Annotated in this window: 17 protein-coding genes; 14 read left to right on the top strand and 3 right to left on the bottom strand. The window is 53.0% G+C overall.

Going from position 1 to position 19,806, the window contains the following annotated elements:
- The first annotated feature begins 7 nt into the window (after positions 1–7).
- The 8 genes from MUN82_RS13425 (at position 8) to MUN82_RS13390 (ending at position 9,159) form a co-directional block, all read left to right on the top strand.
- Positions 8–832 (top strand): DUF5672 family protein, encoded by an 825-nt coding sequence (locus MUN82_RS13425; RefSeq protein WP_245091193.1) that lies wholly within the window; start codon positions 8–10, stop codon positions 830–832.
- Positions 833–848: 16 nt separating this feature from the next.
- The gene (locus MUN82_RS13420; protein ID WP_245091192.1) at positions 849–1,922 is read left to right on the top strand and encodes a glycosyltransferase family 2 protein; all 1,074 of its coding nucleotides are present in this window, start codon (positions 849–851) and stop codon (positions 1,920–1,922) included.
- Positions 1,923–1,945: 23 nt separating this feature from the next.
- Positions 1,946–2,890, top strand: coding sequence for a glycosyltransferase family 2 protein (locus tag MUN82_RS13415; RefSeq protein WP_245091191.1), 945 nt, complete (start codon positions 1,946–1,948; stop codon positions 2,888–2,890).
- A gap of 2 nt (positions 2,891–2,892) precedes the next feature.
- Positions 2,893–3,990, top strand: coding sequence for a glycosyltransferase family 61 protein (locus MUN82_RS13410; protein ID WP_245091189.1), 1,098 nt, complete (start codon positions 2,893–2,895; stop codon positions 3,988–3,990).
- 103 nt (positions 3,991–4,093) lie between these two features.
- The gene (locus tag MUN82_RS13405; protein WP_245091186.1) at positions 4,094–5,122 is read left to right on the top strand and encodes a glycosyltransferase family 10 domain-containing protein; all 1,029 of its coding nucleotides are present in this window, start codon (positions 4,094–4,096) and stop codon (positions 5,120–5,122) included.
- 652 nt (positions 5,123–5,774) lie between these two features.
- Positions 5,775–6,671, top strand: coding sequence for a glycosyltransferase family 2 protein (locus tag MUN82_RS13400; RefSeq protein WP_245091184.1), 897 nt, complete (start codon positions 5,775–5,777; stop codon positions 6,669–6,671).
- 45 nt (positions 6,672–6,716) lie between these two features.
- Entirely contained in the window at positions 6,717–7,919 is a 1,203-nt protein-coding gene (locus tag MUN82_RS13395) for a glycosyltransferase (protein ID WP_245091183.1), read from the top strand.
- Between the two features lie 172 nt (positions 7,920–8,091).
- Positions 8,092–9,159 carry a glycosyltransferase gene (locus tag MUN82_RS13390; protein ID WP_245091181.1) on the top strand — a complete coding sequence of 356 codons (1,068 nt, stop codon included), beginning with the start codon at positions 8,092–8,094 and terminating at the stop codon, positions 9,157–9,159.
- Here MUN82_RS13390 and MUN82_RS13385 read toward each other — a convergent pair.
- Together MUN82_RS13385 and MUN82_RS13380 are read right to left on the bottom strand one after the other, a co-directional pair.
- Positions 9,111–10,478 (bottom strand): hypothetical protein, encoded by a 1,368-nt coding sequence (locus MUN82_RS13385; protein WP_245091179.1) that lies wholly within the window; start codon positions 10,476–10,478, stop codon positions 9,111–9,113. The genes MUN82_RS13390 and MUN82_RS13385 overlap by 49 nt on opposite strands.
- 10 nt (positions 10,479–10,488) lie before the next feature.
- A complete protein-coding gene (locus MUN82_RS13380) occupies positions 10,489–11,733 on the bottom strand; it encodes a tetratricopeptide repeat protein (RefSeq protein ID WP_245091177.1) in 1,245 nt (414 codons plus the stop codon).
- 111 nt (positions 11,734–11,844) lie between these two features.
- Here MUN82_RS13380 and MUN82_RS13375 point away from each other — a divergent pair, with 111 nt between their 5' ends.
- The 6 genes from MUN82_RS13375 to obgE all read left to right on the top strand — a co-directional run bounded on the left by MUN82_RS13375 (position 11,845) and on the right by obgE (position 19,129).
- Positions 11,845–12,759 carry a M20/M25/M40 family metallo-hydrolase gene (locus tag MUN82_RS13375; protein WP_245091175.1) on the top strand — a complete coding sequence of 305 codons (915 nt, stop codon included), beginning with the start codon at positions 11,845–11,847 and terminating at the stop codon, positions 12,757–12,759.
- A 47-nt stretch (positions 12,760–12,806) separates the two neighbouring features.
- Positions 12,807–13,994 carry an acyltransferase family protein gene (locus MUN82_RS13370; protein ID WP_245091167.1) on the top strand — a complete coding sequence of 396 codons (1,188 nt, stop codon included), beginning with the start codon at positions 12,807–12,809 and terminating at the stop codon, positions 13,992–13,994.
- A gap of 243 nt (positions 13,995–14,237) precedes the next feature.
- Complete coding sequence (locus MUN82_RS13365) at positions 14,238–16,472, top strand: sodium-translocating pyrophosphatase (protein WP_245091165.1); 2,235 nt, start codon at positions 14,238–14,240, stop codon at positions 16,470–16,472.
- Positions 16,473–16,671: 199 nt separating this feature from the next.
- Positions 16,672–17,211, top strand: coding sequence for a hypoxanthine phosphoribosyltransferase (gene hpt / locus MUN82_RS13360; protein WP_245091163.1), 540 nt, complete (start codon positions 16,672–16,674; stop codon positions 17,209–17,211).
- An 87-nt stretch (positions 17,212–17,298) separates the two neighbouring features.
- On the top strand, positions 17,299–17,919 hold the full coding sequence (locus MUN82_RS13355) for an adenylate kinase (RefSeq protein ID WP_245091161.1): 621 nt from the start codon (positions 17,299–17,301) through the stop codon (positions 17,917–17,919).
- 211 nt (positions 17,920–18,130) lie between these two features.
- Positions 18,131–19,129, top strand: coding sequence for a GTPase ObgE (obgE, locus tag MUN82_RS13350; protein ID WP_245091159.1), 999 nt, complete (start codon positions 18,131–18,133; stop codon positions 19,127–19,129).
- A gap of 28 nt (positions 19,130–19,157) precedes the next feature.
- Here the strand turns inward: obgE and MUN82_RS13345 are convergent, their stop codons facing one another.
- The gene (locus MUN82_RS13345; protein ID WP_245091157.1) at positions 19,158–19,793 is read right to left on the bottom strand and encodes a GIY-YIG nuclease family protein; all 636 of its coding nucleotides are present in this window, start codon (positions 19,791–19,793) and stop codon (positions 19,158–19,160) included.
- Positions 19,794–19,806 lie beyond the last annotated feature (13 nt).

Genomic DNA, 19,806 nt, shown 5'->3' with positions numbered 1-19,806 from the left:
TGTTCAAATGCACCCTAACCTCGCCGTTGTTATTCCGATTTACAAGCCGTATGCCGCGCTGAGTGCTTCCGAGCGGAAGTCGCTTCGCAGAACGTATGAGGTTCTCGGGGAATACGATATTGTATTTGTAACGCACGACGAACTAGATGCCACTACGTATTATCCGCAGCGCGAGGGTGGGGGCAGCGTTACTACCCTCCGCTTTGCCCGGTCGTACTTCACGGGCCTGGTGAGCTACAGCAAGCTGATGCTTAGCCTAGAGTTCTATCAGTGCTTCACCCGCTACGACTACCTTCTGGTTTGCCAACTGGATGTGTATGTCTTCACTGACCAGCTGGCGTACTTCACCAGCAAAGGCTACGACTATATTGGCGCGCCCTGGTTCGAGAATTTCGACGCGGCTACCACCACCAGCCGCATAACCGGCGTGGGCAACGGCGGCTTTTCGCTCCGCAAGGTGAAATCCTTTCTGAATGTGCTGTACGCGTTGGAACTGTTCAGCGGGCGGCGGCGTACCTGGCCGGTGCTCAGTGCAGCCGCGCGGCACTTCGTGGATGTGCTGCGCGTAGCCAAACACGAGCGGGCCCGGCGCACCCGCGCTTATGAGGCTGCCCTGCCCTGGGATACGCCCCTGTACGAAGACGGTTACTGGGGAATTATGGTGCCGCAGTTCTTTCCCTGGTTCAGGGTGGCCAGCGTAGAAGATGCCACGGCCTTTGCTTTCGAGGTGAACCCCAGCGTGTTGTATGCCCTCAACAAGCAGCAGCTGCCGATGGGTACCCACGCCTGGGAAAAGTACGATCCGGCGTTCTGGACTCCGTTTATTAAGTAGTCAACGAGCAACGCCTATGTCTGACCTTGCCCCCATGTCGCCGACGCCGGCCGAAAAAACGCAGTGGCCCTGGCGAGCTGGCGAGCTGCCGGCTCCTGTGCTGCCAGATGGTCCGCTGCCGCTAATTTCTATTATCACGCCCAGCTACAACCAGGGGCAGTACTTGGAGGAAACCATCCGCTCGGTTATTGCGCAGAACTACCCCCGCTACGAGCTGATTATTATTGACGCGGGCAGCACCGACAATACGCTGGACGTAATCCGGAAGTACGAGCCCTGGATAACGTACTGGGTGAGTGAGAAAGACCGGGGCCAGAGCCACGCCATTCAGAAAGGACTAGCTCAGGTGACGGGCGACATCGTCAATTGGATTAACAGCGACGATTTGCTGGCGCCGGGGGCTTTCTACAGCCTGGCCCGCGAGTTCGACCTGACGCGCTACGATGTGCTGTGCGGCCGCTGCGACTATTTCCTGGGCGACATCAGCCAACTGGATACGCGCGGCATGCGCATGGGCCTGGAGGCCACCGTCGGCGACACGCTGAACCGACACCAAATCAACCAGCCGTCCACCTTTTTCAAAGCCAGTGTTTTCAGGCAGCTGGGCGTTGACGAGCAGTTCCGCTACACCATGGATTTAGATCTGTGGTTCCGCTATTTGCTGCAAGCCGGCCAAAGCAGGGTGCTGCTTTCAGAGAGCATGCTCACGTATTTCCGGCTGCATGAGGCCTCCAAGACGGTGGCGGAAGGCAGTCATTTCGAGCAGGACATTCAGCGGGTTTTCTACAACGTGCTCTACAGCGCCAATCAGCCACCCATGTTGCTGGACGCCGTACGGCAGCTTATCGTAGAGAAGGCCACGCCTTTTGTGCCGACCCGCTACCCGGTGCAGATTCCTGCGCAGGAGCTAACTGCCTTCGTGCGCCATCAGGCGTGGCTGGCGGTACACCGCCACAGCGCGGCCGGCCGGTACGCCGCGGCGCAGGCCTGCCTGGCTGTTGCCCGCCAACACGGGTTGCCGCTCAACTGGGTCGTGCTCAAGCAGCTGCTTCGGCTGTATGTGCTGCCGCAAGGATTGCTGCGGCGTTAGGCTGTTTATTTCTCGTTAAGCGCATGAATCTGGTAAGCATCATCATCCCTTGCTATAACTACGGCTGGCTGCTGCCCGAAACCCTGGATTCGGTGCTGGCTCAAACGTATCCGCACTGGGAGTGTCTCCTCATCGACGACGGCTCGACCGATAATTCGCGGGCAATAGGCGAGGAGTACCAGGCCCGAGATGCCAGGTTTCGCTATATTTACCAAGACAATAAAGGCATGTCGGCGGCCCGCAACCACGGCATCCGGGAGGCGCGGGGCACCTACCTGCAATTCCTGGACTCCGACGACCTGCTGGCTCCCGGCAAGCTGCAAACCCAGGTAGCCTTGCTGGAAAGCCATCGGGAAGCTGATCTGGTGTACGGCGACATGCGCTACTTCCGGCACGGCGCGCCGGATACGCTCAGCCGCTCAGCCAATATGCAGGACGAAGCGTGGGTGCACGGGGTGCAGGGCCAGGGCGAAGAGCTGCTGAATGCCCTGCTGGAAGGCAATATTATGGTATCCAACGCGCCGCTGCTACGCATGAAGCTGCTCAAAAAGGTAGGCGTGTTCGACGAGGAGTTGCGCTGGGTGGAAGACTGGCAATACTGGATTCGGTGCGCCATGGCCGGGGCACACTTCCTCTTCGACCCACGCCCCGAAGCCTGGGCCCTGGTGCGCGTGCACCCCACCAGCACCAGCCACAATGCCTACCGCATGCACGAAAAGGAAGTGCAGGTGCGGCGGCAGCTGACGCCGCAGCTACAGGCCATTGGGGCTGCCCGCGCCGTGGACATCAACGAAATCGCCATTGTTCGTAGTGCTGCCAATCTGGCCCGGCACAATCTGACCACAGGCAGCATACCAGCCGGCATCAGAGGCTATTGGAAGCTGGCGCGCCAGACCGGGCGCTACGGCTACTACCTGAAAAGCATTCCGTACTGGCTGAAAACCCGGCTGCTTTCCCAATCTCGCTGAGTATGGTGAAGTCATTTGTGCGGCAGGCCTTAAATCGGGTAGTGGGGTGGGTAGGCACCGCGGTGGTGCGGCCGCCGGCCTTCACGCAGCAGGTAGTAGGGCCAGCCGGCCCCGATTACGTGCCCCGGCCTCCCTGCAACGCTGCGGAGCTGTCCCCGGCTTTTCGGGCGCTGTTCAACGAGGCGGTAGCCAGCCCGGCGAAGGTGGTGTATACGCTGCCACGAGCCGCCGTATCCTGGCACGGGGTGGTGCTGCGCGGGCTACAGGTGTTTGTGCCCAGCCTGCCCTACCATGAAAGCGCCGCCGAGTTTACGGGGGCGTATGGCTTGCGGCAGTGGGTAGGTAACCCGGTGGTAAGGCTCAGCGGCCGCTTTGGCCTGGTACACGACTACTGGTCGGTAAACAACTACTACCATTGGCTGGCCGATGCCCTGCCCCGCTTGCTGCTGCTCCGGGAAACAAGCCCCAACTGTGCGCTGCTGCTGCCAGCCGCCGCGCCGGAGTATCTGCTGACAACGGCTCGGGCCCTGGGGTTTTCCCGGTTTCAGTTTGTTGAGAAGCTGGCCTTCGCGCGCGGGATGGACCTAGTTATGCCGGGGCACACGGCCCCCGTTGGCCGCCAGGACCAGGCGCTGCTGCTGGAGGTGCGCCGCCGCCTGCTGGCGGCCCTAGCCCCACAGCCCCCGGTTGCTGCCAGTCGCCGCGTGTATGCGTCGCGAAGTCGGCAAAAAACGCGGCGGCTTCTAAACGAAGAGGAGCTGCTACCGCTGTTGCTGGCCAACGGATTTGAGGTGGTTTACTTCGAAGAATACACCTTGGAGCAGCAAATTCAGCTGATGCAGGCCACGAGTATTTTCGTAGGCCTGCACGGCGCGAATATGACCAACCTGCTGTTTTTGCCGGAGCATGCGCAGGTTGTTGAGTTAATGGACGCGGAAAATCCGAACCTCTGCTATTTCAATATGTGCGCGAATCTTGGAATAGACTACCGGGTTATTCCCTGTGCGCCGCTACACGCCGCTCAGGTTCACCGAAATAATTACGATGTAACCGTTGAAGTGAGCCACCTGAAGGATTTTCTGGTAAAAGAAGCGCGGTAGAAAAAATCGTATCAGACGCAGTAATTTATTAAGCTGTACAATGAAAGCCACTTTAGTTGTTCTTAATGAGCCTGATTTTTTGCAAAATAGAATTTTTTCTGATTTGCCTATCAACGGTATCAAAAATTACGGCTACATGTTTGCCGAGCTTCGCCGACAGCTGGCCGCACAAGGCATTGACCTGGCAACCCAGGATATTCACCCACCCGAGAATTCAACCATGGTAATTGGGCTGGATGTGGTGGATTTTTTTCAAACCTACCAACGCCAGCCCAAGCAGCTAGTGTATCTGCTGCTGAACGAGCCCGCTACCTATTATCCTGAAGTGTGGAAAAAGGAGAATCATACAGTGTTCGACCGGATATTCACCTACGATTACACGCTGGCCGACGGCAACAAATACATTCATCACTATTTCGCCATTGACCTGGAAGGGCTGCCTGCTTTCACCTCAGTTTCCGAGGAAGAGTTTCAGCGCCGGAAGCTGTGCGTGCTTATGGCCGGCATGTTTCAGATGACCAAGCCCAAGGCAGGCTCCTCGTCGTTGCTGTACACGCGCTACCAAACGGTGAAGTGGTTTGCCCATCACCACCCGGAGGATTTCTCATTGTATAGCCGCGGCATCAATCCCCGGTTGTTGCAGAGCTTCCGGGGCCTGGGCGTATTGCAGCAATTCCTGCCGGCACCATTGGTCAACCAAGTGGTTGATGTGGTTGTCAAGCGGCGGCAGCGGCACTTCCAGGCAGTAGGCAGAGGACCAGTGCCCCCGAATGATAAAATCCTGACTTTCCGCAACTACCGGTTTGCCATTTGCTACGAAAATACCGTGCTGGCCGGGTACATCTCCGAAAAAATATTCGACTGCTTTGCCGCATCCTGCGTGCCTATCTATCTGGGCGAAGCGGAGATAGAGCGGTTTATACCAGCTCAATGCTTTATTGACAGAAGAAATTTTGCTTCTGACGCGCAGGTGTATGAGTTTATTAAAAATATGTCCTACGCCGCTTACATGAACCATATCGAGGCCATCGGTGATTTTGTACAAGGAGTAGAGCAGGCCAAGTTCGGCTCGGAAGCAAATGCCAAGCGAATAGCAGTGGTAATGCTTGCTGATTTAGCAGCAGTGAAATAGAGATGTACAATAGGGTAGCAGTCTGGACGATAGGGCATCGTAGGCTGTGCTTGCTTAAGCAGTTAAATGGGTACGTAGTGCATGACTAAGGAGCGGTTAGAGGAGCAAAGCGCGCGAACGACGCAGCACTGGTGTGCCTAACCCGGTGGATGGTATGGGGTAGGACGTGCCAGTAGAGCTTTTATACAGTAGTGCGGTACTAGGCGCGACGTAGTAGGGCCTTCCACAAGCATTGGCCCGTAGCCGTCTTGCGACCGCCCAGGCCTTAATGCGCCTCGAGTAGAGCTCAATAGCCAATGAAGCTCTGTACGTTGCTTGCGAATCATAAGCATCTATGGCTCTTATACCTCCACTCATTTGGCTGCCCACGGTATAGGCCGGTTGATCAAACTGGGCTGCGTCTCTTGACCAGCCTAGGTATGATCATGCGTGCCATCGTTGTGGCCTGTATAATGGCGCGTTGCGGGACGTACTTGATGAGTACTAGACAAGCGTATCTGACGTACCCTCTATACTGCTGACCGCTGGAAACTCTGCTTGGTTCCGGTAACCAACAGCCCATTATCTTTGAAGGCCGGCTAGTAATGCCCAGCGACGTGCGTAGAATTGTGCAGCGTCATGAGCAACTCACTTCGCTTTTCATCCTGTCTGCATGTTTGCTCCGTTTTTTAGCATTGTCATCCCAACGTACAACCGCGCTACTTTTATCGCAAGTACGTTGTATTCAGTACTCAATCAAACCTTTACGGCGTATGAGGTGCTGGTAGTTGACGATGGTAGTACCGACGATACAGCAGCGGTAGTAGCGCAATTCACTGACCCGCGCATTCAGTATCTGCCAAAAAATAATGGTGAGCGAGGCGCAGCTCGCAACTACGGTTTTGCCCTCGCCAAGGGGGATTACGTGTTGTTTTTAGACTCTGATGACTTACTTCATCCTGAGCACCTCGCTACGTTACACGAAAAAATTCAGGGACTGAGCCAACCAAATTTCATTGCTACCAAGTACGATTTTGACCGGGATGGTCAGCGCCGGCCGAGCGACCTGGCTTCAATACCTGCCGGGCCGTTAGGGTTTGAAACGTTTATCACAGGCAATGCACTGGCCTGTAATGTTTGCGTGCGGCGGAAAAACGACAAGCTTTATCTTTTTGAGGAAGACCGCCGCTACGCAGCCGTGGAGGACTGGCTGTTTCTGCTGCAGAATACCCAGCACGGTGAGGCAGTGCAGCTAGTAGATGCTGTAACGCTCACGATGAACGACCACGACCAACGCTCCATGCGAGCCGATAATCAGGGACTGATCCGCCGGCTTGACCTGGCCGCTGGCTGGATGCAACGGCACTTAGCGCTTACCCCCGATCAGCAGCGGCGCCTGCTCGGGCGAGTGTACTACCTTTGTGCTATTCATGCCTATGCCGATGGCTACCGGGCGCAGGCCTGGCGCTTTGCTCGTCGCGCTGCCCCAGGGTTGAGTCGTAAAGCAGCTGTGATACTTCTGCTGCGGGTGTTGGCCGGCCCACAGTTGATAAGCTTACTCAAAAGATAAGCTGCCTATCCAATTATATATACTGGCTTCCTGCTGAAGAGCCCTATGCGAATCTTATTCTTAGGATATTGGAGCCTGAATGATGGCCTAACCACCAGCACGGTGTTTCCCCATTTGCGCGTGTTGCAGGAGCGCTCCGATGTAGAAGCTATCCGGCTCGTTACGATTGAGCGGGGTGCAATGGCGCAAGCCGAATTAACATTTGCGCCAGGCTACCTTACCCCCAAAATCACCTTCTTGCCGCTTCGATCAAAGCCTGGCCAAAATGTTATTCTTACGAAAATTGAGGATTTCACGCGGTTTCCAGACGAGCTTGTGCGGCAGGCTGCTGAATTTCGACCTGATTTTATCTTAGCGCGTGGCGCCCCAGCTGGTGCATTGGCATACTTAGTATGGAAGAAAATAAAGCTGCCATTTTACGTTGAGTCGTTTGAGCCGCATGCTGACTATATGCTCGAGTCGGGCGTATGGCGGCGCTACGATCCGCGCTATCTGTTTCAGCGACACTGGGAAAAAAAACAGAAACGGCTAGCCAGCGGACTAATGCCGGTAGCCGAAAATTATCGTCGGCAACTCATCAAGGAAGGGGTGCCGGCTGCTCGCATTGCTACCGTACCCTGCTCGGTCGACATCACTCAGTTTGCTTTCGAGGACGAAGCCAGACAACGCATCCGGCAGCGTTTAGGATTCGCTTCTACTGCTCTAGTGGGCATCTATGTAGGGAAATTTGGTGGCATCTATTACGATGAGGAGGCTTTTCAGGTATTTCGGGCTGCTGCTGATCAGTTTGGCTCTGGTTTCAGACTAATTATCCTCACGCCTGATCCTGAGCAGGAAGTACAGTGTAAGTTGACTGCTGCCGGATTGCCGTCGGATTCGTTCTTCGTCACCAAAGCGCCCCATGCTGAGGTGCCCGACTACTTGTCGGCCGCTGACTTTGCGTTTGCTACCATCAAACCTGCGCCGTGCCGGTTGTTTTGCTCCGCTATTAAGATTGGCGAGTATTGGGCAAGCGGTTTACCCGTATTGGTGACACCCGGTGTGGGTGATGATTCGGCCATTATTGAAGCTGAAGCAGGCGGGGCCGTATTTGATCTGCGCAAACCGGAAAGTGTCAGGCAAAGCGTGCAACATCTGAGGCAGCTGCTAACCGAACCGAATCTCCGGATTCGGATTCGGGAGCTGGCTGCGCGTTACCGGAGTCTCGAGCGCGCCCGTCAAGCCTACACTATGCTGCTCAGCACATAAGCAAGAAAACTGCATAAATTAGACGGGTAGGCAACCGCTAGCTTCTCGTTTGCTTGCATGATGGAAGGTAGGAAACCAAGCAACGGTTTAGCCAGGGTAGGCCTTTTCCAACCGTTGCAGTATACCATTGGCAAAAATATAAAAGTCGCCTCACGCAATCAGCTACTGACTCTTGAACATTCTTTTTCTCGTTCCTTATCCACTGGGCCGGGCTCCTTCACAGCGTTTTCGCTTCGAGCAATATTTTGAGACCCTTGCGGCCGCTGGCTATCAGTATCGGGTAGCACCCTTTATCTCAGAAACCACCTGGAATATTTTGTACTTGCCTGGCCATCATGTACAAAAGGCTTGGGGAATACTAAAAGGATTTTTACGACGCGCAATTCAATTATTCACGGCGCATAGATATGACTATGTGTTTGTTCACCGAGAAGCGTCTCCTATTGGGCCACCGTTATTTGAATGGCTGCTGGCGAAGGTGTGGAAGAAAAAAATCATCTACGATTTTGATGATGCCATTTGGATACCCAATACATCGGCAGCCAATAAAGTGGTGGCAGGTATCAAATGGCACCACAAGGTGGGTAGTATCTGCCGCTGGGCCTACAAGGTAAGCTGTGGCAATGCCTACCTGCGCGAGTATGCGCAGCAATTCAATCCGAATGCCATTATCAATCCCACAACCATTGATACAGTGCATCTGCATAATCGGGTGCGCAACCAAGAGGCAGAGGGTAGGCTAGTTATCGGCTGGACGGGTACACACTCCACGCTGAAATACATTTGGCAGGTGGTGCCTGTGTTGGCGAAGCTGGAAAAGGAATTCGACTTTGAATTTCGGGTGATATCAAATCAGCCACCCACTCTACCGCTGCGTAGTTTGGTATATCAACCCTGGCGTAAGGAAGCGGAAATTGCGGATCTGCTCGCGTTTCACGTGGGCTTGATGCCGCTGGAAGATGATAAGTGGGCACAGGGAAAGTGCGCCTTCAAAGCCTTGCAATACATGGCTTTAGGCGAGCCAGCCCTGGTGTCGCCGGTAGGTATGAACACGGAAGTAGTGACAGATGGCTTAAATGGCAATATCTGTGCAACACCCGCTGAATGGGAAGTGGCCCTGCGCCGCTTATTACAAGATCCGGACTTACGTACTCGTATGGGGCAAGCCGCTCGGCAGACCGTAGAGCAACGTTATTCTGTGACAGCTAATCGGCCTACTTTTCTTGCTCTATTCGATTGAGCAGAGACCTTGGAGCGCCGCCGGGACTGCGCCATCGATTGCATAATATACAGCGCAGATAAATAGAAGGGCATCAGAGGAATCTTATAACGTACCAAAGTGCCGAAGTTGCCACTGTTGACGCCTACACCAATGGCGAAGATTATAGTGAATAGAAAACTGAATAATAGCACAGGAGTTCTGGCAATTAAAAGCAGTCCTTTGAATAAACCTGTGCGATAGAATAACGTAATGGTGAGCCAAAGGAATAAAGTGGCCTCCATTGCTGATAGCAGCATTACCGGGTTGCGAGCCTCAAATAAAAACGGGCGGAACAACGATACAATGACAGCTTGCGGTGCAACCGCTACAATGGATGCTAGCGAGCCGTCTAGCTTCCCAATATGATATACAGAGCCACTCGCCACATACTCGGTAAGGTATGTTTGCGTTATTCGGCTGCGTTCCCCGATTTTCTCTACGTCGAAGCGCTCATCACCAGCAGTAAGATTAGTGGCTCCAAAAAAGGCAATTGCAGCTCCTGCTATAATAAAAAGGGGTTTTAATGACAAGCGCAGTAAATCTGATTTGATGCGGCTGCTATTTTCGTTAAAAACCCAAAAAAGGGCCGGCGGCATAAAGGATAATAAAATATATACTTTGGCTGAGATAAGAATATAAGCGCCCAGTGCACCCAATATACCCGCTTGCACTATATTCTTTCGAGCAATAAATACATGGTAAAAGCCATAGAAGCACCATCCTAGTGCTCCAATGCAAAGAGAGTCCTTCCCAAGGCCAGAGCCCCAAAAGAATACGGAGGGTAGGAAAAATACGGCAATAGCTATTTTTTTATAGGCCAATGGATATAAGTTTACAAACGTTATATACATAGCCCATATGCCACAAAAACTTATAGCGGCAAATACTAAACTGATTATACTGTAGGTGTTAAAACAAAATAAGCTTATTATACTAGCAATTTTAACAACAAACATTTCGGTGTTGTTCGGCTGCCACCAGAACATTCCAGCCGTATACCGGCTGATTTCCGGTAGCCGTTCACCATTAGCCATAATAATCTTCCAGCCTAACGGAAATGAGTCGCTGAAAGCCTGGTGAATAATCTTCGTGTGGTAATGATAATTAAATGTGTCGCCCCCACCGTAATAGAACTGATAAATAAGTCCTAGTGCAATAGCTCCTAGGAATTTCAACGACAGTGCTGGAATAAAATACTTTTTTGTCAGTGCATTGGTGTATTTCTTACGCATTGAAAAGGCAATGCCGTAGAAAATAGCCAGGTAGATGGGGGTAAGCAATAAATCCTTCAGCTCCATACCAACAAGATTATTTGTGCTTTTTCAGGTAGGCCTTGGCCTCGCGGTACTGATCTGATTTACGACTGGCCTTGTCTACTACCACTCCGTAGTATTTTTTGGCTGCAGTCACATCCTTGGCTTTGTCAGCCATGCGGGCCAGATTGATATGCGAATAGATGTAGAAGCCGCCCGAAGTTTCGCCGGTACCTTCCGCGAATACAATGCAGCGCTGGTAATAGTCCTTGGCCTTTGTTGGGTCGTTGTACTTGTTCTGCATCAGATAGCCTAGAAAATACGTGGCGTATCGGCCACTGATAAATTCATAGCCTGGAAAGCCGCGGTTTATCTTATTCAGAATCTCCCGGCTTACCCGCTCACTTTCCACAAACTCGCCCTGATTAAAGCAATTGAGCGCATAGAATCGCTGGAAATAGCCGTTGTCGGGGTAGTTGGTGGCGAGGTAGCGGGAGAGGGGTAGGGCTTCTTTGGGGCTGTTTTCCTCATTGTAGAGAATCTTCATGAGGAAAAACTTCGCTTCGGTGCCCGTATAGAAACCGTTGTCAGCTACGCTACGCAGCTGCTTCAGGCCCAGCGCCCGGTCGCCCTTTGGAAAGAACAGTAAAACGGGACGCAACAGCTTATACTCCTCCGCAATCCAGACGGCGTAGTAGTTAAATAAAGCCTGTCCGAACAAAAACTCGGGACTGAGGCCGTTGGCTTCTTTGCTAATTTGCAGGTAGTCCAGCGCGTGTTTGCTGCTGAAGGTGGCCTTGCGCCAGTCCTTGCGCTCGGCATGCAGGCGGGCATTGAAGCCGTAGGCAGCCGACAGGAAAAAGCAGGCCTCGTAATTTTTTTTATCAGCCTCGTACATTTTCTCGCCTACCGTAATAGCTGAGTCCATGTAGGCGAAGAATAGCTTATCGTACTGCGTGCTCTGCACGTTGGTGGGCACTATCTTCCACCATGTGCTCAGGCCCATCAAAAAATAGGGCATGGGATGGTTGGGGTAGCGCCGCCGTAGCGAGCGGAATTGCTTTTCGGCCTTATCGTACTTGAAGTTGTACATATTCTGGATGGCCCCCTCCAGCTCCAACTGGATGTCGCGGTCCAGCAACAGCCAGCCTTTGGTATCCACGGCGCCGGGTAGCACGTCCACGTTTTCTACCTGGATGTTGCGGATAGGATTTGGTACGCGGGAAGTGTCGGGGCGCTGCGCCGAGGCCAGGAAGGGCAACAGTAGCAGCAACAGCAGAAAACAGCGTTGGTGGGTCATGGGCACGGATACGAACACAGACAATGGGTACGGCAAACCAGTCAGTCAGTATTCAACGAATAAGCTAAAGTATATCTTTTGCCCTAGTTTCGAAGTAAGAACGTACTCTCTATGCAACTTCTACGAACTCTGTGCCACATACAGGCACCTTCTGGCCACGAAACACGCCTGACCAAATTTTTGCTCCATTACATTGCCACCGAGCAAAAAAACTGGCGCGCTACCCCACAAGTGCTTGCCGGTGAGCAATTTCAGGATTGTATTGTCCTGGTATTCGGGCAGCCACGCACGGCAGTTTTTGCCCACCTCGACAGCATCGGCTTCACGGTGCGCTACGGCCGGCAACTAGTGCGCATTGGCGGCCCCGATGCCGAAACCGGCTACCAGCTGGTAGGCGAGGATACCCAGGGACCTATCGAATGCACGCTTACAGTTGATGAAGAAACCGGCGCGCTGGGCTATGAGTTCACCCGTGATATTGAGCGCGGTACGGAGCTGACCTTTCAGTGTGACTTTCGCGAGACGGATACCACCGTGCAAAGCTGCTACCTCGACAACCGCCTGGGTGTGTGGAATGCCCTGCGCCTGTGCGAGACGCTGGAGCACGGCATTGTGGCGTTTAGCTGCTGGGAGGAGCACGACGGTGGCTCGGTGGCCTACCTGGCCAAGTACATCTACGAAACCTACGGCGTGCGCCAAGCCCTGATTTCGGACATCACCTGGGTTACGGAAGGCGTGCGACCGGGCGAGGGCGCAGCCATTTCGCTGCGCGACTCCTTGATTCCGCGCCGTGCCTACGTGGACCGTATCCGGCAGATTGCGGCGAAATCCGGCATACCGCATCAGTTGGAAGTAGAAGGTGCCGGCGGCTCCGACGCCAAAGAGCTACAACGCGCTGATGCGCCCTGGGACTGGTGCTTCGTGGGCGCCCCGGAAGACAACGTACACTCACCCGACGAAATCGTGGATAAGCGCGATATCGAAAGCATGCTGGCGCTGTATCAGGTGCTGATGAGGGAATTGTAAACATAAATTACAGGATATTTGCAGCGTAATATTTAACATCTCTACTGTTGCTTTCCTCTACATCACCTATCGCCAAATACTTACGTCAAGAATCAGGCGTCCCCCTCTCGTATAAGGAACTTGATATTTTACATGCTTTACGAGGTTTCTGTGCATTCTACGTTGTCATCTACCATGCAAAGTATATTTTGTGGTCGGGCGGCCGCGAATTTTTAGCAGTTTTTCCGCGGACTGGTTGGTCGCCACTTGATTACGGAGCTTTTCTGTTTGATATGTTAAGTTCGGCTGGCTATGAGATGGTGATATTTTTCTTTGTATTATCAGGCTTTTTTATCCGGTACGCTCAGTCAAGAAAATACCGTAAGTTGCGAGCCTTCTATGTCAACCGCATTGTCCGTATTTATCCGCCTTACTTATTTGCCAGCATGCTGGCAGCTATATGTTTATGGGGTGTTGCGCGGGTAGCTCCAGAGGCATTAGATTTCGCGAATGGGCGAGAGTTAAATATTAAGCTGGCACTTGCCTGGCAGGAGTTGCATACATTCGATATAATCGGTCTGATCCGCACACTAGGTTTTATGCCTGTCCGCGAGATTTTTATCGGATACAATGGTGTTTACTGGTCGCTACTACCTGAAGCTCTATTTTATCTCTTAGTGCCACTAGCTTTCTGGCGGGCGCATTTTTATTATGCTATTTCCGTATTCTTATATGCATCGGGGGCAGTTTGGGATCTAAATTCTGTTAGCCCGCTTATCGATTATCTATTTATTTATAACTTTTATTTCGCTATTGGAGCGATACTATACGATATAGTTACTCGGACGGCTTGGCTAACTTGGTTCGGGCGTATATCAGGATGGGGGTTAACTATATTAGTACTTCTGCTATTTGCTAGTCTGCTGGGGCTGGCAATACTTAAGTTTAAAATTTTGTCCGGATTAGTAGCAACAATTTTAGCAGTAATTAGTATTTCGCTGATGCTGGCTGGTAGAGTGCGGCACGATAACTTATTAGTGCGCATATTACATAAGTTGGGTGTGTTCAGCTTCTCGCTATATCTATACCACTTTCCACTATTATTCCTGTGTTATGCAGGGCTTGTATATTTTACTGGCGAAACCGTTTTTTATGTTCGCTATTATTGGCTGGCCGTGCCGTTAGTGACTGTAGCTAGCTATGTGCTATATTGGGTTTCGGAACGAATTAGCGTCAATTACTCCCGTAAGGCATAGGGTAGAAAATTAAAATCAAGAAGTTTATGAGTGGTCTATATTAGATTTGACAAGTGTTCGGATACCGTGAAGGATATAATCGATATTAGAACCCGTAAATAGGTGCTGATGCGGGAATTGTAGAGTAGGGGTCAAAACGGATGTGAAGCCTTGATTATTAAGGGATAAAAGGTATTTTAACAACCCGTTTGGCTTTCAGCCGGCGGGTTGTTCTTTTCTTCCTACCCTCTCATCCCACCTACTATGCTGTTTCTCTACCTAGTGCCCAGCCTCGGGCTGTTGGCTTTACTGTACACCTGGTTGCGTTCGGGCTGGGTGAGCCGGCAAGACGCCGGCGACGAGCGTATGCGGACCATAGCTAGCTACATTGCCGATGGTGCCATTGCTTTTCTGAAAGCTGAGTACCGCGTCTTGACGTTATTTGGGCTGATTGCCTCTGCTTTTCTATTCTACTTAGGTAGCACCGGCGAGAAGTCCAGTCCCGTAATTGTGCTGGCGTTCATCATTGGAGCAGTATTCTCAGCATTAGCGGGGTTTATCGGGATGAAGATTGCCACGAAAGCCAACGTACGCACGGCCCAGGCAGCACGTACCAGCCTCAGTAAGGCCTTGAGCGTGTCGTTTTCGGGTGGGTCGGTGATGGGTATGGGGGTAGCAGGCTTGGCGGTGTTGGGGCTGGGGTCGTTGTTTATTGTGTTCTATCAGCTGTTTGTGGTGAGCAAAGGGGGCGGGGCCAACGGCATCGAGATGGAAACTGCGCTGGAGGTGCTTACTGGCTTTTCGCTGGGGGCCGAGAGCATCGCGCTGTTTGCTAGGGTAGGGGGCGGCATCTACACTAAAGCCGCCGATGTGGGCGCCGACCTCGTGGGTAAAGTGGAAGCCGGCATTCCTGAGGACGACCCCCGCAACCCCGCCACCATTGCCGATAACGTAGGCGACAACGTAGGCGACGTGGCCGGTATGGGCGCCGACCTATTCGGCTCTTACGTGGCGACCATCCTAGCTACCATGGTGCTGGGCCGCGAGGTAGTGGCGACCAATGATCAATTCAACGGCCTGTCGCCCATTCTGCTGCCCATGGTTATTGCCGGGGTAGGGATTGTGGCCTCGCTGGTGGGTATCTTGCTGGTGCGCGTACAGGAAGGCGGCAACGTGCAGGCGGCGCTCAATTTTGGCAACTATGCTTCGGTCATCGTGTCGGGCATTGCCTCGTTCTTTATCATCCGTTGGATGCTGCCCGTGGGTACGCTCGTCATTGGCCGGCCGGGCGCCGCGCCCTTCACTGCCACCGATGTGTTCTACGCTGTGGTGGTAGGGCTGGTAGTGGGCACGCTGATGAGCATCATCACCGAATATTACACGGCCATGGGCAAGCGGCCCGTCAATAGTATCGTGCAGCAGAGTAGCACCGGGCACGCCACCACCGTTATTGGCGGGCTGGCAGTAGGCATGGAGTCCACCGTACTACCCATTATTGTGCTGGCCGCTGGCATCATCCTGTCATATCAGTTTGCCGGCCTCTATGGGGTAGCCATTGCTGCCGCGGGCATGATGGCTACCACCGCCATGCAGCTCGCCATCGACGCCTTTGGGCCTATTGCTGATAATGCCGGCGGTATTGCCGAAATGAGTGAGCTACCCAAGGAAGTACGCGAACGGACCGATATTCTGGATGCTGTGGGCAATACTACCGCTGCCACCGGCAAAGGCTTCGCCATTGCCTCCGCTGCGCTTACCTCGCTGGCGCTGTTTGCGGCGTTTATGGGTACGGCCAATATTTCGGTTATTGATATCAGCAATGCCCGCGTGCTGGCGGGCTTGTTTGTGGGCGCCATGATTCCGTTTATCTTCTCGGCCCTGGCTATTTCAGCGGTGGGTAGGGCGGCTATGGCCATGGTGCAGGAAGTGCGGCGGCAGTTCCGCGAAATTCCAGGCATTATGGAAGGCACTGGCCGACCTGAGTACGAAAAGTGCGTGGCTATTTCTACCTCGGCTGCTATTCGGGAAATGATGCTGCCGGGTGCTATTGCCCTCATCGTGCCCGTCCTCATCGGCTTCACGCTGGGACCGGAAGTATTGGGCGGCACGCTGGCCGGCGTCACGGTGAGCGGGGTGCTGATGGCCATGTTTCAGAGCAACGCTGGCGGTGCCTGGGATAACGCCAAGAAGTCCTTCGAGAAAGGCGTGCTGATTGATGGCGTGATGGTCTACAAAGGCTCCGAACAACATAAAGCCTCCGTGACGGGCGACACAGTAGGCGACCCGTTCAAAGACACGTCGGGCCCCAGCATGAACATCCTCATCAAGCTCATGAGCATTGTGTCGCTGGTGATTGCCCCACACATTGCCGCACCCGGCGGTGCAACTCGCAGCCTGACACCGGCTCTCTCGGTACCAAAAACCGAACTAGGCGCTCATCAAGGTGTACGCTTCGCGAGCTATACCCCAGTGAAAGAAGGGCTGAATACTAAGTTTTAACCACAAAAGCAGGTGTCGTACTGGTCGAGGTTGAAATCGCACTGCCGCTTCGTAACGGCTATAGTTCAATGGATCGACAGCGGGATTTCGATCTCGGTCAGTGGAGTAATCAGTTTCAATTCAACGGTTAAAACTCAACACTCAACGTTTCACCCCCTACCTTTGCTGGCGCATTTGCACAGTATTCAACTCTTTCTGGATGGCTACGTCCACAATTTCACTGCACAACAAGCAGTTCGCTCCGTATTTGTCGGCCGCCGAACTGGCCCAGGCCATTCAGCAGCTTGCCACCCGCCTCAATCAAGATTACGCCGGCAAGCAGCCCCTGTTCCTGTCGGTGCTCAATGGCGCGTTCATGTTCACAGCCGACCTGCTGAAAAACATGACCATCGACTGCGAAGTGACGTTCATCCGGGTGGCATCCTATGCCGGTACGGCCAGCACAGGTAGCGTGAAAGAGGTACTGGGGTTGTATGAGGAACTTGCTGACCGACATGTGATTATCCTGGAAGATATTGTGGATACGGGCCACACCATGCGGATGCTGCTGGATACTATAGCGGCCAAAAAACCGGCGTCGTTGGAGGTGGCTACGCTGTTCATGAAGCCCGAGTGCTTAGAGCATGAGTTGGCAGTGGAATACGTAGGGCTATCGATTCCTAACGATTTTATTGTAGGCTACGGCCTTGATTACGACGGACTGGGGCGCAACTACCCCGACGTGTATAAAGCCGTGTAAATGACGCCGCAATCGGCGTTGCTCAGCGCAGATTGCCTATCTTGCCACTTTCTTTCACCTTCTGCACTATCTGCGAAACCATTACCCATGCTCAATCTCGTGCTCTTCGGCCCGCCCGGCGCCGGCAAAGGAACGCAAAGCCAAAAACTGATTGCCCATTACAACTTGGTACATCTCTCCACCGGCGACCTGCTCCGGGCCCAGATTGCCCAGGGTACAGTGCTGGGGCTGCAGGCCAAAAAGCTGATGGACGAAGGCTTGCTAGTGCCCGATGAAGTGGTAATTGGCATGATCGACAGCGCTCTGAAGGAGAATGTGCAGGCCGATGGCTTCATTTTCGATGGCTTCCCGCGCACCGTACCGCAGGCCGAAAGTCTTGACACCTTGCTGGCCCAGCACAACACCCAGGTATCATGCATGGTAGCCTTGGAAGTAGAGGAGCAAGAGCTGGTGAAGCGCCTGCTGGAGCGCGGCAAAACCTCCGGCCGCCCCGACGACCAGAACGAAGAGAAAATCCGTAAGCGCGTGCAGGTGTATAACACCGAAACCGCGCAGGTAGCGGGCTACTACGCCAATCAGCACAAGTTTCACGCCCTCAACGGGATTGGCGCTATCGAGGATATTTTCCAGCAGATCTGCGCTGTAGTCGATCAGCACCAGCCTACCTCCGAGGACAGCCAGCAAGCCACCGACGAAGTAAAAGCGTAACTTTGCGATTCTAATTCGCATCACCCTGTCATCCTGAGCAGCGCGAAGGACCTTCTCACGTTAAGACGAGCCGTTATTACGCTTGTCGTTCAACCGTGAGAAGGTCCTTCGCTGCGCTCAGGATGACAGTCTTTTTACACCTACTAAGAGTCAGGAAGGAAAAGTGAAATCAATTTTTAATTCCTAATTCTTAATTTTTAATTAAAAACCTGTGGCTTCCAATAACTTCATCGACTACGTCAAAATCAACTGCCGCTCGGGTAGGGGAGGGGCCGGCTCCCACCACTTCTTCCGGGCCAAGGGCCTACCCAACGGCGGCCCCGATGGTGGCGATGGTGGCCGGGGCGGCCACATCATCTTAGAGGGCAGCTCCCAACTCTGGACGCTGCTGCACTTGCAGTACCAGAAGCACCTGATTGCCAAACCCGGCGAAAACGGCGGCGAAAACCTGCGCACCGGCGCCCAGGGCGAGGATATTGTGATTCAAGTGCCCCTGGGTACGGTGGCCCGCGACGCCGAAACTGGCGAGAAACGCCTGGAAATCACCGAGCACGGCCAGCGCCTGATCCTGACGCCTGGCGGCCGCGGCGGCCTCGGCAACGACCACTTCAAATCGGCCACCAACCAGGCGCCTACCTACGCCCAACCCGGCGAGCCAGGCATCGACGAGTGGATTATTCTGGAGCTGAAACTGCTGGCCGATGTGGGCCTGGTAGGTCTACCCAACGCCGGTAAGAGCACTTTGCTCTCCGTAGTGTCAGCCGCGCGCCCCAAAATTGCTGATTACGCCTTTACGACCCTTGTGCCCAACTTGGGTGTAGTGGCCTACCGCGACTACCAGTCCTTCGTGATGGCCGATATTCCGGGCATCATTGAGGGCGCCGCCGAGGGCAAAGGCCTGGGCACGCGCTTTCTGCGCCACATTGAGCGCAACGCTACCCTGCTGTTCATGATCAGCTGCGACAGCCCCGACATTGCCGCCGAATACCAGGTGTTGCTGGGCGAGTTGGAGCAGTTCAACCCCGAATTGCTAGACAAAAAGCGCCTGCTGGCCATCACCAAGTCCGATATGCTGGATGACGAGCTGGAAGAGGAAATCCGCCAGACCCTACCCACAGATTTGCCTACAGTGTTTATTTCCAGCCTAACGAATAAGAATATTCAGAAGCTGAAGGATATGATTTGGCAGGCGCTGCATGCTAAGGGGTAGGGTTTAGCCCATGCGTGTTGGTAGTCATCTATTCAACGCCATCAGCATAAGCTTTGTCATATAAAATACTCAAGCACTGGCCTTCAAAATACCAATGAGGACATGGAGCTACGCTATATGATATATCTAATGCTTTCCTAGTTGCAGCTGTTAATGACATTTCTTCTCCATCGTAACTGACCTTACGATCATTGATTACTAATACTGTAGCATTGCCTGATTTAGATGTTAAATAAGAGCCAATAGGAATTTGCATCTCTACAAAATTGAGATTAGGTCTCTTTATATTGAATTGAATTCCGGCCTCGACTTCTGATTTATCAAGTATAGAAGGTTGATCTTCTATTTCTTTTGTAGCGTCTGGCACATGCAAAAGCTTCAATATAGCAATTGCTTGTGCCGGATCTATGCTAAAAAATTCTCGTTTAGGATTGACACGGTGCGGGGCAAAAGCTAAGTGTAGTGCTTTTTCCACCTCTTCTGAATTTGAAACTTTGCATACAAATTCGATTGTAAAAGGAACTGGAACTCCGGTGCTATAAAGCTGATCAATACGAGTTTTAGCATCATCCTGACTAGTTCGGCCAATTTTGACGATGCCTGGCATTGCAGGATTAGTTAAAACATAAACAACACTTAAAGGGGTAGCAGTTGGGAGTATCATTCGATAAGATTTT

It is taken from the genome of Hymenobacter aerilatus, from assembly GCF_022921095.1.
Classification (GTDB): Bacteria; Bacteroidota; Bacteroidia; order Cytophagales; family Hymenobacteraceae; genus Hymenobacter; species Hymenobacter aerilatus.
This window is presented reverse-complemented; position numbering and strand designations above follow the sequence as displayed.